Source organism: Cohaesibacter marisflavi (assembly GCF_900115225.1).
In the GTDB taxonomy this organism is placed as follows: Bacteria; Pseudomonadota; Alphaproteobacteria; order Rhizobiales; family Cohaesibacteraceae; genus Cohaesibacter; species Cohaesibacter marisflavi.
This window is the reverse complement of the sequence record NZ_FOVR01000003.1, coordinates 359,824-373,171: the sequence shown is the minus strand read 5'-3', so window position 1 is coordinate 373,171 and position 13,348 is coordinate 359,824. Positions and strand designations below refer to the sequence as shown.

The 13,348-nt window shown below is 54.0% G+C and carries 11 protein-coding genes; 7 read left to right on the top strand and 4 right to left on the bottom strand.

Going from position 1 to position 13,348, the window contains the following annotated elements; genetic code table 11:
• Positions 1 to 711 precede the first annotated feature (711 nt).
• The 3 genes from BM258_RS08435 to ggpS all read left to right on the top strand — a co-directional run bounded on the left by BM258_RS08435 (position 712) and on the right by ggpS (position 4,385).
• Positions 712 to 1,941 carry an NAD(P)H-dependent glycerol-3-phosphate dehydrogenase gene (locus BM258_RS08435; protein ID WP_090071064.1) on the top strand — a complete coding sequence of 410 codons (1,230 nt, stop codon included), beginning with the start codon at positions 712 to 714 and terminating at the stop codon, positions 1,939 to 1,941.
• Positions 1,942 to 1,986: 45 nt separating this feature from the next.
• Positions 1,987 to 2,775, top strand: a complete 789-nt coding sequence (locus BM258_RS08430) for an HAD family hydrolase (protein ID WP_244544639.1) — start codon at positions 1,987 to 1,989, stop codon at positions 2,773 to 2,775.
• Between the two features lie 80 nt (positions 2,776 to 2,855).
• The gene (ggpS, locus tag BM258_RS08425) at positions 2,856 to 4,385 is read left to right on the top strand and encodes a glucosylglycerol-phosphate synthase (protein WP_090071062.1); all 1,530 of its coding nucleotides are present in this window, start codon (positions 2,856 to 2,858) and stop codon (positions 4,383 to 4,385) included.
• 470 nt (positions 4,386 to 4,855) lie between these two features.
• On the opposite strand, the gene BM258_RS08415 is transcribed toward ggpS, so the two are convergent.
• A complete protein-coding gene (locus tag BM258_RS08415) occupies positions 4,856 to 7,039 on the bottom strand; it encodes a pyrroloquinoline quinone-dependent dehydrogenase (protein ID WP_244544638.1) in 2,184 nt (727 codons plus the stop codon).
• Positions 7,036 to 7,434 carry a hypothetical protein gene (locus BM258_RS08410; RefSeq protein ID WP_090071058.1) on the bottom strand — a complete coding sequence of 133 codons (399 nt, stop codon included), beginning with the start codon at positions 7,432 to 7,434 and terminating at the stop codon, positions 7,036 to 7,038. Before BM258_RS08410 ends, BM258_RS08415 begins: the two co-directional genes overlap by 4 nt.
• A 460-nt stretch (positions 7,435 to 7,894) precedes the next feature.
• Between BM258_RS08410 and BM258_RS08405 the strand changes: the two genes are divergently transcribed.
• A complete protein-coding gene (locus tag BM258_RS08405; protein WP_090071056.1) occupies positions 7,895 to 8,848 on the top strand; it encodes an aldo/keto reductase in 954 nt (317 codons plus the stop codon).
• A 188-nt stretch (positions 8,849 to 9,036) separates the two neighbouring features.
• Here BM258_RS08405 and BM258_RS08400 read toward each other — a convergent pair whose 3' ends face one another.
• A complete protein-coding gene (locus BM258_RS08400; RefSeq protein WP_175527998.1) occupies positions 9,037 to 9,909 on the bottom strand; it encodes a PRC-barrel domain-containing protein in 873 nt (290 codons plus the stop codon).
• Positions 9,910 to 10,063: 154 nt separating this feature from the next.
• Positions 10,064 to 11,545 carry a sensor histidine kinase gene (locus tag BM258_RS08395; protein ID WP_090071052.1) on the bottom strand — a complete coding sequence of 494 codons (1,482 nt, stop codon included), beginning with the start codon at positions 11,543 to 11,545 and terminating at the stop codon, positions 10,064 to 10,066.
• A gap of 281 nt (positions 11,546 to 11,826) precedes the next feature.
• On the opposite strand from BM258_RS08395, the gene BM258_RS08385 reads away from it, so the two are divergent.
• From BM258_RS08385 to BM258_RS08375, 3 genes are all read left to right on the top strand, one after another.
• Positions 11,827 to 12,147 (top strand): ElaB/YgaM/YqjD family protein, encoded by a 321-nt coding sequence (locus tag BM258_RS08385; protein ID WP_090071048.1) that lies wholly within the window; start codon positions 11,827 to 11,829, stop codon positions 12,145 to 12,147.
• Positions 12,148 to 12,150: 3 nt separating this feature from the next.
• Positions 12,151 to 12,570 (top strand): hypothetical protein, encoded by a 420-nt coding sequence (locus BM258_RS08380; RefSeq protein WP_090071046.1) that lies wholly within the window; start codon positions 12,151 to 12,153, stop codon positions 12,568 to 12,570.
• A 108-nt stretch (positions 12,571 to 12,678) separates the two neighbouring features.
• Entirely contained in the window at positions 12,679 to 13,188 is a 510-nt protein-coding gene (locus BM258_RS08375; RefSeq protein WP_090071044.1) for a Dps family protein, read from the top strand.
• The last annotated feature ends 160 nt before the right edge of the window (positions 13,189 to 13,348 follow it).

Sequence of the window (13,348 nt, the reverse complement as noted above, 5' to 3'; positions counted from 1 at the left end):
CAGTGGGGAGCCCCTGACACAAATGGACGTGAAGAACCCCGCAGTTGGAGGCATTCTCCGGCTGCGGGTTTTTGTTTTGAGTAAAAATTAAGCATGCCCAATCCCTCATCAAGGGCGATTGATTCTCCTTGCCTCTATACTGTTGTCGCCCGAATTAGCTTGGGTTTGTCTTGGTTTAAACTTGCGCGTCATATGGCTTGTCGAAAATTTTTGAAATATAATTAAAGAAAAAAATTTTAAAATAGATGCTGTAATAAGTTTTCAATTATAGAATAAACGTATAAAATACGACCAATAGAATAGATTTGTTTTAAGAAATAGGATTTTGGTGAAATTTGACATGGAGCCATTAAAACTATATTTTCCATTTTTATCGAGTTTTCGGGCTTGGAGCCACAAATAGTCACGTCACAAAAATTTATTCAAAAAATTTTGAAACCAAATCCATTTTGGCGCGTTGACCAGTTGGAGCGATCCGCTGGCAGGCAATCATGAGATGTTTCTCAAGCAAAGACATGTCCTGATTTTCTACCAGACCAAGACCGTACTTTTTCAAAGGCCCCGAGCTTTGTGGTTTGCTGAAGGGGCGAAACCTAAAAACAGAAAATACGAGCGAATTTGCGATTGATGATGTTTGTTTTACGGAGAAATAAAGTGCTGGATGGTGTAGCAGTTCGAACTCTTTGGGATTCTCTTTTTGGAGGGTGGCAGATGGGCGGACGGCAGGTTCCTGTCGCTGAATTTACGCCCGCGAGCCCGATAACTCCCTCAGATGCAGAGGAAAAAAGCTCGCGCCCTGAAACCTCTTTGCCGGAAAATGATGAAACCCACGCGCACCCCTTTTCGTCGCTAACGGTGGTTGGCGCGGGGTCGTGGGGCACGGCTCTTGCCGCAACGGCAGCGCGCGCCGGAACGAAGACGATCCTCTGGGGCCGCTCTGAAGAGGTGGTCAACGAAATCAACGAGGCGCACACAAACTCTGTGTTTCTGCCCGACTGCGAATTGCCGCGCACCCTCAAGGCGACCTCAGATCTACAAGCTGCGCTGGCTGATGCCGACGCTGTAATGATCGTTGTGCCGTCCAGCGCCATTCGCGCCGTTTCCGAACAGGTCGCTGCCCATATTCCCGAAGGTGTGCCTATTGCTGTATGCGCCAAGGGGATTGAAGCGGATACAGGCCTTCTTATGACCCAGGTTGCCGAGTCCGAACTGGCCAATCATTCGGTTGGTGTCATTTCCGGGCCGACCTTTGCCCGCGAAACCGCGATAGGCCATCCGACGGCTGTCGTGTCGGCCTTTCCTTTCAGTTATGCGGACAGATTGACACCGGATGAAAGCCCGGCCGTACGCTTTGCCATGACGCTCAGCACAGAAGCCTTTCGCGCTTATGTCTCTGACGATCTGGTGGGCGTTGAAATCGGCGGGGCTGTCAAAAACGTGGTCGCCATCGCTTGCGGCATGATGCAGGGTGTTGGCTTTGCCGAAAATACCCGCGCAGCGCTGATCACCCGTGGCATCGATGAGATGATGGTGCTGGCCGAGAAGCTCGGCGGACGCCGCGAAACCGTCGCCGGTCTGTCTGGCGTTGGTGATTTGACGCTGACATGTTCCTCGCCGACATCGCGCAACATGTCCCTTGGTCTGCAATTGGGGCAGGGGATCGAGCGGAAAGACTGCTTTGAGGGGCGCCATATCGTGGTTGAAGGCGAGGCCAATGCCCGCTCCATCACCGATCTGGCCCGTCGTCTTGGCGTTACCATGCCGATCTGTGAGGCCGTTCGCCGTATTCTTTATGAGGGTGCCGATATTGAACAGACCTTTGCTGCGCTCTGGTCACGCCCTATCGAGGCCGAACCGAGCGCCATGGATCTTTCCTATTCGCATCCGGCGAGTCAGGAAGCGCAAGAGGCTCTCGCCCGCGCTGCCGAGAAAATGTCCTGATCGCATCCCGTTAGCCGTTTTGAATAGCAATTTATTGGAGCCGACATGAACGAAATGAGTACAGATATCAAGGTAGACATCGCCCAGAAGCGATTTGTGCTGGCAACCGATCTGGACGGGACTTTTCTGGGGGGCAGCGATGAAGATCGCAAGGCGCTCTATGACTGGATCGAAGCCAATCGCGACAGCGTCGGCCTTGTCTTTGTCACAGGGCGCGACCCGGAATTCATCGTGGAACTGACCTCACGCCAAGGGGTGCCGCGTCCGGAATATGTTGTTGGTGACATCGGAACGACCATAGCCAAGGTGACGCCCGAAGGGCATGTGGAGCCTATCCCGGCTCTGGAGCATGACATTGCCGCAGCCTGGAATGACAGTGGCGACAGGGTGCGTGACGCACTGGTCGATATCAAGGGGCTGACCCTTCAGCCAACCGGGTTCCGCTATCGCGTGAGCTACGATATGGACCCGGATCTGTTTGACGCCTCCGCCTGCAGCATCGTGGATGCCATGGGCCTTGACTGGATCATTTCCGCGGACCGTTATTTCGACGTGCTGCCCAAGGGCTTTTCCAAGGGGCCATCCCTGCTCAAACTGATTGATCATCTCGGTCTGGATGCCAAGCGCGTTCTGGCCGCAGGCGACACGCTGAATGACCTCTCCATGCTGCAATGTGGTGTCCCGGCTGTGGCCGTTGGTGGCGCCGAGGAGCCGCTGCTGGAAAAGGTGCATTTTCTGGATCATGTCCATGTTGCCAAGGCCATTGGCGCGGCCGGTATCGCAGAAGCCATTGGCGCGTTCGGCCTGCATCCGGGCATGAATCTCAAGGTCTGATGCCCCCGCGGCCCAGGCCCAAACCCTGAATTACCAAAGTAAATTTCGAATTTTTGTCAAAAGGAAATAGAGCTAGACCCATGTCTTCTGATCTTGTCATCGTTTACCATCGCCAACCTTATGAAGAAGTTGAAGTCAATGGAAAGACCGAGCTTCGGGAAAACAAAAGCCCGAACGGCATCGTTCCGACCCTTAAGAGCTTCTTTGGGGCCGTCGATCACGGCGCCTGGGTGGCCTGGAAGTTGGCAGAAGATCCTGCCAATCCGGATTTTGAGCAGGTGATCGAAGTGGAAGACGATCATGGCAAATACTCCGTCTCCCGCCTGCCTTTGTCAGCCCATCAGGTGAAGGAATTTTATCACGTCACCTCCAAGGAAGCCTTCTGGCCGATCCTGCATGGTTTCCGTGAACGCTACAACTATGACCCGGTGGACTGGCCAAACTTCCGCGAGGTCAACTGGGCCTTTGCTGAAGCGGCTGCCGCAGAGGCTGCCGAAGGCGCCATGATCTGGGTGCATGATTATAACCTGTGGCTGGTGCCCGGCTATCTGCGCAAGATGCGCCCTGATCTGCGCATTGCCTTCTTCCATCACACGCCATTCCCGTCAGCAGACATGTTCAACATTCTGCCATGGCGTAAGGAGATCATTGAAAGCCTGTTGCAGTGTGACGTGGTCGGTTTCCATATTCCACGCTATGCGGCCAACTTCGTTTCCGCCGCCAGCAGTCTTGTGGATGTGGATGTTCTGCGCCGCGAGCTGGTTAGTGATGATCTGATCTTTGAAGGCACAGCTCTGACAGAACGCCGCGTGCCTACGCTCCTGAACTGGGAAGATCGCGAAATCGGTATTTCGGTTGCCCCTGTCGGTGTTGATGTCGATTACATTACCGAGTGTGGCAACGATCCGGAAAATCTCAAGCGGGCCCGAGCCATCAAGGAAGAAATGGGGGATACCCAGTTGATCCTCTCTGTTGGCCGCACCGACTACACCAAAGGTGGCGTCGAGCAGCTCGACAGCTTCGAGCGCCTGCTGGAGAACAACAAGGAGCTTATTGGCAACGTGCGCCTGATGCATGTTTCCGTGAGCGCCAACCGCAATATGAGCGCCTATGAAGAAATCCAGAATGACATTGAAGCCGCCGCTGGCCGCATCAATGGGCGTTTCGGTACGCTCGATTGGCAGCCGGTGACCTTGATTTCCCGCGCCATTCCTTTCTCGGATCTGGTCGCCTACTACCGCGCCGCCGATGTGGCATGGATCACGCCGCTCGTTGATGGCATGAACCTTGTGGCCAAGGAATATGTGGCCTCCCGCGTTGATGGCGACGGAGTTTTGGTGTTGTCCGAATTCGCCGGTGCTGCCGTTGAAATGGGCTCGGCCGTGATCGCCAACCCATTCTCGCATCGCTCTATGGATGAGGCCATCCTGACGGCCCTCAATATGCCAGAAGAAGAACGTCGCACCCGCATGAAGCTGTTGCGCGATGCGGTGTCTCGCCGCGATATCAAGGCCTGGGGCGATCAGCTCGAAGCGGAATTCTCTGCCCTCAAGGCCGCCCAGCGTCGCCGCACCTTCCACTCGGCCTTTAAACCGGGTGCCCAGAGCTAAAACGCAGAGCGTTTAAACGATAAAATGATAAAAGCCGGGCTTTCTGCCCGGCTTTTTTGTGTTGAGAGGATGCCTGCAAATGAAACAATGCCACTTTGGTCAAGGCTCTCCTCCTGCATATACAACGCCCATCCAGCAGAAGATCTGCAAACAACGATTGCTTCATCTCCTGTATTCAGGCTGGGCAAGCCATTCATCGTGCTGCACAAACAGTGCTTTCTGATCCGTTGGCGATGGCGCGACGGGCTGATCCTGTTGGAGGGATTAGTAGGAATGGAACGCCTGTTATTTATCTCATTGTTGTAAAGTTTTTTGGGGAGAGGCAGTAGAAACGTCTATGACCTCGCCAAATTACACGCGCTTCGTCCACTGGTGCCAGGGTGAATAGGCAAAATGGCAAAAGAAAAGGGGCGCCCAGTGGTGCCCCTTCGGTAAGCTTATTGCTTTTCTCGTGATTAGCAGATCGCTGATCAATTCGGCAGGGCATAGACTGCGATCTGATCACCCACCGTTGGTTTCAGGATCGAGTTACCGCCCGATATAAAGGCGACATACTGCTTGCCCTGATACTCATAGACAGCAGGGTTGGCCACAACGGGTGCCTCAAGCTGATCGGACCAGAGGACTTCACCTGTGCTGAGGTCATAGGCGCGGGCCTTGGCATCCATGGTTGCGCCAATAAAGACCAATCCGCCCTTGGTGACAGCGGGGCCGCCGATGGTGGGAGAGCCCATGCTTTCTGGCATGAAAAAGCCATACCGCTGGGATTCCCCGATTGGTCTGCGCCATTTGACATCACCGGTATGCATGTCGAGCGCGACCAGTTCACCGAACGGCGGTTTCCAACATGGCATGCCCAACCAGTTCATGGCATTCATCAAGCTCATGCCATACGGGGCGCCTTCCTGCGGATAGAATCCGTTCTCGTTGCCAGAGCCATCATTGATCTTGTCATAGTCTTCACGCGCAAACAGCTTGATATATTGCACGATATGAGAGGTGTTGACGATAGCCGTCTGGCTTTCTGGATCAAAGGCCACGCCGCCCCATTGAACGCCACCGGCGCTGTCCGGATAGGTTAGGACGCCTTCGCCCTTGGTGGTTGGCGGGGTATACATGCCCTCATAGCTGAGCTTGTCAAACAGCGCCGAGCAAGACCCTCCGCCGACGATATCGGCAATCTTCCAGATTTCCGGCTTTTTCGACTGGTCCAGCAGAGGAGCCGGTTTGGTCGGGAAGGGCTGGGTCGCGGCATAGACTTCGCCGTCAATCGTGCCATCGCCCTGTGGCACCGGACGCTCTTCGATTGGCCAGACATCTTCACCCGTCTCGCGGTTGACCACGAACAGGAAGCCCATCTTGGTACCCTGAACGAGAGCCGGGATGTCTTTGCCGTCAACCGTGATGTCCATCAGGGTTGGCGCGGAGTTGATATCATAGTCCCAGATGTCATGATGGACCCACTGGCGCGACCAGACAACTTCGCCGGTTTCCAGATCGAGAGCCGTGGTGGACGTGGCATATGGGATCTGCTGTTTGCGGTTGCCGCCCCAATAGTTGGGAGATGGCGAGGCAATCGGCAGATAGACAAGCCCCAGATCCTCATCCACGGACATCGCAGTCCAGACATTGGCCGTGCCTGTCTGACGGCGGATATTTTCCGGAATGGTGTCAAAGGCCCACTGCAAATCGCCGGTCTGAGGATCTACCGAGAAGACGGCTCCTGGAGGGGCTTCGGAATATTCCCAGTCCGAACCGGCCCAGCCCATGATCAAATGGTTGCCGGTAACAGTGGGTGGCTGCAACAGCGAAAGCGGGAAGCGGTCCGGGCGCGTGTTCCACTGGTTCACGTCCAGTGCGCCATTGTCCCCGAAAGCCTCGCAGGCTTCACCACTATCCGCGTCGACTGCAAACAGGCGCGCATCCATGGTGCCGATATAGACGATCTTCTGGCAAGGTTCACCGGCAACCGGATTGTCAGCTTCCCAATAGGCAACGCCGCGGTTCTTGAGCGCTGGCTGCGTCAGAGCTTCCAGCCTGGACTTGGTGTCGAATACCCATTTCTGTTCACCCGTTGCCGGATCAAGTGCCAGAATACGATAGAAGGGCGTGCCGATATAAAGCGTATCATTGGCAAACACCGGCGTTGCAGACCATACGGTTGCGGGCGTGTCGCCACTGCCGTCTGATACGTCTCCGGTATGGACTTCCCAGACCTTTTCGAGTTCGCTCACATTGTCCTTATTGATCTGGTCAAGCGGCGCATATTTCTGGGCATTCAACTGGCCATGGAAGCTGTTCCACGTCGCCTGTTGTGGCACCAGCGGAATGCCCTTGCGTTGGCGAGGAGTGGTGTTGAGAATGGGTGCCACGATACTGTCATCGACATCCTGAACGGGGGCAGGCGCAACATAGCCCCCGGTCTCGTCTTCGCCATCGGGGGCTGGGCCTTGGGCCATTCCATCGGTATCTGTGGGGCGCGCCCCATTGCCACCTTCCGCCGTGCCCGGTGTCTCGGCCTGGGCTTCAGGCAAGGTGACATCAGCGGTGCTTGCCGGGGCATCGGCCTCGCTATTTTCCTGCGCCAATGCCAGCGTGTTGGTCATGGAGAAGCAAAGGGCGCTGCTTAATAAAATTCGTGTGAAAGTTTTCATGCTGTTGCTCCCTGTGTTTTCTGGCTGGACGCGGATTTGCCGCCGCCAGTTGCCGAGCCGGTAAAGGCGCTTATCACAGCGCCAATGAGGGCAATAGCCATGGCGACCATCAACAACCACTCATGCAGGAAATAGCCCGCAGCCATGGTGCAGACGGCATCGACCAGAATGAGGAACATCACAGTTTTGCGCATGACGCCGGAGGGCAGAATGGGATGGATGAGGGCGGCGACCAGCATGATACCGGTCGAAAAGACGACCAGTCCGGCACCGATGGTCTCTGTTACGCCCGTAAGGGGGGCCATATAGTGATAAAGCGTGATAGCTAACCCTGCGGCCGCGCTCACCACAAGCAGCAAAGGCCCCGAAGAATATCGATCGGGTAGAATCTTCATGTTTTATCCTCTCAATAAGATATGCTGCGTGCCTGGAAGAAGCAGATCGCTGCAAGCGATCCTATTGGCCTTTATGAGGCAAGATGCAGAGCCGGAAGGCAGGCGCAGCTTTAAGCTTTGAGGAGCGCCTGTCTATGGAAAGGCAGCGCTCGCCCTACATGAATTCAACGTGCGAATTTTATGAAAGTTCCTTGGAGATTTTCGTGCATCTAGCGCCGGGCAGGGAACGGACTGTTCGGCCATGGTTGCCGGTTTTCAGCGCAGAGAGTTTTTCAGTGCAGAAGAAGGGTTTGCCACCCATTTCCATTTTACGCACCCTTGTTTGAAAGGTCTTCGGCTCTCACAATAGCATATGAACATGGGCGAGTAGGTCTCCGCTTTCTTGATCGGAGCCGTGATAAGCTCCGTGATTGGGGGACCAGCCTGCTCGCCCGGATATCTTGAAAGGAGACCTGATCAGATGGAAAAGAAAGCACTCGGTAAAACCGGTTTTGACATCGCCCCGATTGTCTTCGGCGGCAATGTCTTTGGCTGGACGCTCGATGAGCAGGAGAGCTTCCGTATTCTTGATGCCTTTATTGACCATGGCTTTGATGCAATCGATACGGCTGATGCCTATTCGCGCTGGGCCGAGGGCAACAAGGGAGGTGAATCCGAGACCATTCTGGGTAAATGGTTCAAGGCGCGCCCGGGGATGCGCGACAAGGTCAAGCTGTTCACCAAGGTTGGTTCCGATATGGGGATCCCCGGCCACAAGGGGCTGAAGGAAGAATGGATCCTCAAGGCCGTTGATGACTCCCTTTCCCGGCTTGGTGTAGACTATATCGACCTCTATTTCTCCCATTGGCCTGATCCGGATGCTTCCCATTCGGAAACATTGGGTGCCTATGACAAGCTTCTGAAAGCCGGAAAGATCCGCACCATTGGTGCCTCCAACTATGATTTGGAGCTGATGACGGGGGCGCTCGCAGCATCGCAAAAGGAAGGGCTGCCCTTCTATCAGGTGCTACAGCCGGAATTCAATCTCAATTCCCGTGAGAAATTCCCGGCCCCGCTCAAGGATTTCTGCGTTGAGAAGTCCATTGGCGTCATCACCTATTTCAGTCTCGCATCGGGCTTCCTGACGGGCAAATACCGCACGGAAGAAGATTTTAGAGGCCCGAAACGGGGCGAGATGGCCAAGCGCTTCTACAATGAAAAGGGCGTGCATGTGCTCAATGTGCTGGACGAAGTAGCTGCAAACCATGATGCCAAACAGGCCGAAGTTGCTCTGGCTTGGATCATCAGAAGCGATGGGATAACCGCGCCGATTGCCAGCGCAACCAGCTTTTCCCAGATTGAAAGCTTCGTGAAGGCTGTTGAGCTCGATTTGACACAAGATGAAATGGACAACCTGACAAAGGCCGGCCTCTGAAGATTTGATGGTATATCCGCAGAATGAAACAACAAGAAGGCACCGCCCGGGAGGATGGACGGTGCCTTCTTTCATATCTGTCACATCACGCGAACCAGTCAGATCCTGATGCGATTAGAGGGTGGCGATAATTCTTATTGGTTTTATTTCAGCGCCTTGCCCTTGCTTTTTTTCGTTTCCTAGAGGCGTTATTTCAGCCAACTGATCTGCTCGTCTTCAGCTTCATAAGCCGGCATGCTTTCGAGCTGTGCCTGAGTGAATGGGGTATAAACATGCAGGGCACCCTGTGCATCAGCATAAACATTCAGCTTGTCTGCTTCCAGTTCAACTGGCTTGGCGTTGATGCCAAGGAAGCCGCCTACGTCAACGATATAGGCTTCAACCCGCTCGTTGTTATCAAGGATGACGTCACCGACTTCACCGATCTCGTTCAGCTCTTCACCATAAACAGAGGTGCCAATCAACTGATCGGTGCTCAGCTTGTTCTGATCGATCACCAGCATGTCTGCATTGGCCAGGGTAGTCACGCCATCACGGCTAAACTCTGGCGCAGCTTCCAGCTCGGCCTTGGTAGAGGCCATGACCAGATGGCGCTCATTATCCCACGTCATCCATTGCAGGCGGCTGAAGTCAACGGCGACATCTTTTTCACCGAGACCGACAAAGCCACCAACGCCGACGACGGCAGCTTCAACAGAACCGTTCTTGTCCAGTACGATATCGTTGATGTCACCGATAATGGTGCGCACGCCGTCCACATCCTTGACCGAGGAGTAGATGGTTTTGCCCATCAGGCCGCTGGCAAGGATCTGGCCGGGCTTGGCAGACAGATAGCCGTCTTCACTCATAGTGGCGTCGGCGGACACATCTTTCGCAAAGATGCTGAATTCCATAGTAGCGCGTGGCACCAGCTCTTCACCGGACTGTTCAGACTGCGCATTCATTTCGGTCTGCGCCTTGGAGTCATTCATCTGGGAGGTCTTGTTTGAATTGTCCATGGCAACGGCGCCAGTAGACATAAGAGCAACCAAAGCAGTCGTAGCAATAAACTTGTAATTCATAATTCCTCTCCTCGTAAATTTTCTCGTTAGTTGAAAGGATACTATGTTCATTAAAGAATAAACGGTGTATCCTTTCTGCTTGCAGGAGTAAAACGAGTGGGAATTAGGTTTGTTCCGGATTTTTTATAAAAATAAGAATTCTGCAACCAGAGAATTATTGGGTGGGCATATCGATTTTGGCGATAATGCCGGATTTCTCGTAATCTATATGCACATTGCTACCAATAATTTTGTTCAGGCTATGCTCGATCAGAATTGAGCCAAAGCCTTTGCGTCTTTCCTCACTGAGCGCCGGGCCCCCGGTCTCTTTCCATAGGATCGACAACATTTTCTGACCATGTATGGCGGGGGAGGCGGTAATCGAAATCTCGAGACGCCCCACTCGCTGGGAGAGTGCACCATATTGCATCGCATTGGTGGCAAGCTCATGGATAACCAGCCCTAGGGCAATGGCTGCATCGGCATTGATGGCGATGGGCTCGGCCTCAATGGTCACCTGCTCTGCATAGTGGCTGGCATAGGGTTTGACCTGTGTCTGGATAAGGCTCACCAGATCAATGTCTTCCCATTCCTGATCCGAAAGCAGACCATGAGAGGTGGCAAGGGCTGCCAACCGCCCCGAAAAGGCACGTGTGAAACGCTCTGGTGATTGGGAATGGCGCAAGGTCTGGCTAGCAAGAGACTGCAGAATGGCCAGCATATTCTTCACTCTGTGGTTGACCTCGCGCAGCAACAGGCGCGTCTTGTCTTCGCTGCGTTTGCTTTCTGTGAGGTCGATGGCCACGCCGAGGATCTTTTTGGGCTTGCCTTCATTATCCCGTTCGAACACATGCCCCAGAGCGAGCACATATCTCCCCGTACTGCGGGCGCGGAACTCGACACTGACATCCTCGTCAGAGGCAACCATAGTGGAGACTTCATACTTGATGCGGGTCAGGTCGTCTGGATCTATCTGGCGAAACAGGCGCGATCCGGTCACGGTGCCGACATCCTGAAGACCCAGCAACTGACGCATCAAAGGGTCGCATTCGATGATCTGTTCATCTTGATCCCAGCTCCAGGTTGCCACCTGACCGGCCTTAAGAGCCAGGGCATAGCGAACATTGGCGCGTGACAGGTCAAATTCGGACATGCTGCGCGCCCGTGCCGACTGCTTCAATTCAAACATGGAGGCAATCAATTGGGCAGAGCGCTCCAGCAGATCATCATTTCTGGCGGCCCACACGGCGGTGCGGTCGGTCGCGTCCATCAGGCAAAGGCTGCCGATTGCATGATCTGAGACCATAATGGGAATACCCCAAACACGGCCATGATAGTCTCTTTGCTTTAATACGGGCGGTAGGGGAGAAAGAGACCAATGATCCCGCTCAATGAGACATGAAATGGAAACCGCATCCGTCACATCGGTGCGTGGGGTTTCATCACATGAACAGGCTTGATACAGCACTTCTCCGTTTTTCACCACTGCGATGAAGGCGGTATCGGCCCCGGTCTGGGCTCTGATCATGTCTATGAGGGTATTAAAATCCGAGTCCGGCAGAATGCCCAGGCCGCAAATCTGTTCAACAGCTTTCAGGCGTCCTTCATCCTGCACCAACGCAAGCAACTCTTTGTGCATGAAATTCAAATCGATCATCTCAACTTAGGCCTCAAGAGAGAAAATGACCCTTTTTCTCGGTGTCGGTTTTTTCCTTTTCAACGAGCGTATCGTTGCTTTTTTATCGGGCTTGCTTGCGACCATTCAGGAAAGAATAAAGGAACACGCACGCGAGCGATTCATATTTTTAACGCATGGAATGTCGAATGGTTCCGAAAAATTCGAAATAAAAATATTAAGAAAATTCAGGAACAAAGGGCGGTTCGTGTGCATTGGTTAGGTGTCTGACGAACACAAACATCGAAACAGGAGATTGCGTTATGGCTGTTGCCAACAACAAAAGCGAATCCACCAAAGATGCTGACCTGAACAAGCAGATTGAAGAGCTTCGCAGCGACATCGCAAGCATTACGGAACTGCTAGCCAAACGCGGTTCTGAAGATGTGATCAATTTGCAGGATCGTGCCCGAGGCGCAGCAAAAACCGCCGTAGAAAAGGCACAGGAAAAGCTGACCGACCTTAACGATGACGCTGGCCGCGCTGAAGCACGCATGATGCTTGAAATTCGTAAAAAGCCGCTGGCCGCAGTTGGTCTGGCCGCTGGTGTCGGCTTCCTGGCTGCCTTGATGGTTCGTAAATAACCCATGGGCGCTCTGGTCTCCATATTGGCCGATCTGGCTGGCCCCGGCATAAAGCGAGAGCTTAAAGGGGGGGCTGAGGACGGGCTGCTGATTTTTGCAGCCTTCCTCGCCGGCCTCATTGGCGCAGGCTTCGGGTTGCTGGCACTGTTCATCGTGCTTGAGCGCTATCTTGGCGCCTTGGAGGCGTCGATCATTCTGGCTGCTCTGGCATTTCTGTTCAGTGCACTGGTGCTCTACTTGCTTGCGCGCCGCCGCAAGCGTCGAGCGCGGATCAGGGCGGCAGCACGAGCTGCATCCAGCTCCGATCTGGCAACGGTCCAGGCTGTCTTTCAGATCGTAAGTGCTTCTCCGTTGCTGATGATGGCACTCGGGGCCGGCATTACGGCTGCAGGCTACGTCACGCGCGAGCGCTCATCAGAATAATAGGGCGCTCTGCGTCATGAATATGAGCGACTGGATGCCCGTTGAGCGGGTACGCCAGCCTGACAGTGTGCCCTATTGACGAAACGATTTTAGAAAGGACTCTTCATTATGACTGTACAAGCTGTATTGCAAACCGCTCCAGGAGAAGCCGGAATTAACAACGGCCTGGATGAAACCTATCGTAAAGACATGGCAGAAGCCCTGTCAGATATTCTGGGGGCGACCTACAAGCTTACCGTGGTAAGTCATATTTACCACTGGAACGTCGTCGGTCCGCTTTTCAAATCGCTACATGAGCTGACAGAAGAGCATTATAACGACCTGTTTGCGGCTGCCGACGAAATTGCCGAGCGTATTCGTGCACTCGATGCCCTTGCGCCTGTCAAAGGAGCCAATTTTGGCAACTTCATGCCCGAGCGCGGCGACGTGAAAGATCTCAAGGCGCAGGACATGGTGGAAGACCTGATCGCCATGCATGAAGAACTCGTGCGCACCATGCGCCGTGCTGGTGAAGCGGCCGGGGATGCAGGTGACCTGGTGACCGAGGATATGCTGACCGGACGCCTGACCTTCCATGAGAAAGCCCTCTGGATGCTGAGAGCGATCGTCAGCGATTGATCGCGCGGGTCTTTTACAGACCTGAGTTTGAATATTAATCCCTCCTCATTCGTTTCGAATGAGGAGGGGTTTTTTGTGCGCAGCTCCCTATCACTAAAGCGCAGTAGAGAGTGCCTTAGCAGCGCAGGGCAAAACCTCTTTACATTCGACAGCACATGTA

What these genes read in the sequence shown, in the direction of transcription:
- BM258_RS08435 (WP_090071064.1), top strand. Translation starts at nt 712, where the DNA reads ATGGGCGGACGGCAGGTTCCTGTCGCTGAATTTACGCCCGCGAGCCCG.
- BM258_RS08430 (WP_244544639.1), top strand. Translation starts at nt 1,987, where the DNA reads ATGAACGAAATGAGTACAGATATCAAGGTAGACATCGCCCAGAAGCGA.
- ggpS (WP_090071062.1), top strand. Translation starts at nt 2,856, where the DNA reads ATGTCTTCTGATCTTGTCATCGTTTACCATCGCCAACCTTATGAAGAA.
- BM258_RS08415 (WP_244544638.1), bottom strand. Translation starts at nt 7,039, where the DNA reads ATGAAAACTTTCACACGAATTTTATTAAGCAGCGCCCTTTGCTTCTCC.
- BM258_RS08410 (WP_090071058.1), bottom strand. Translation starts at nt 7,434, where the DNA reads ATGAAGATTCTACCCGATCGATATTCTTCGGGGCCTTTGCTGCTTGTG.
- BM258_RS08405 (WP_090071056.1), top strand. Translation starts at nt 7,895, where the DNA reads ATGGAAAAGAAAGCACTCGGTAAAACCGGTTTTGACATCGCCCCGATT.
- BM258_RS08400 (WP_175527998.1), bottom strand. Translation starts at nt 9,909, where the DNA reads ATGAATTACAAGTTTATTGCTACGACTGCTTTGGTTGCTCTTATGTCT.
- BM258_RS08395 (WP_090071052.1), bottom strand. Translation starts at nt 11,545, where the DNA reads ATGATCGATTTGAATTTCATGCACAAAGAGTTGCTTGCGTTGGTGCAG.
- BM258_RS08385 (WP_090071048.1), top strand. Translation starts at nt 11,827, where the DNA reads ATGGCTGTTGCCAACAACAAAAGCGAATCCACCAAAGATGCTGACCTG.
- BM258_RS08380 (WP_090071046.1), top strand. Translation starts at nt 12,151, where the DNA reads ATGGGCGCTCTGGTCTCCATATTGGCCGATCTGGCTGGCCCCGGCATA.
- BM258_RS08375 (WP_090071044.1), top strand. Translation starts at nt 12,679, where the DNA reads ATGACTGTACAAGCTGTATTGCAAACCGCTCCAGGAGAAGCCGGAATT.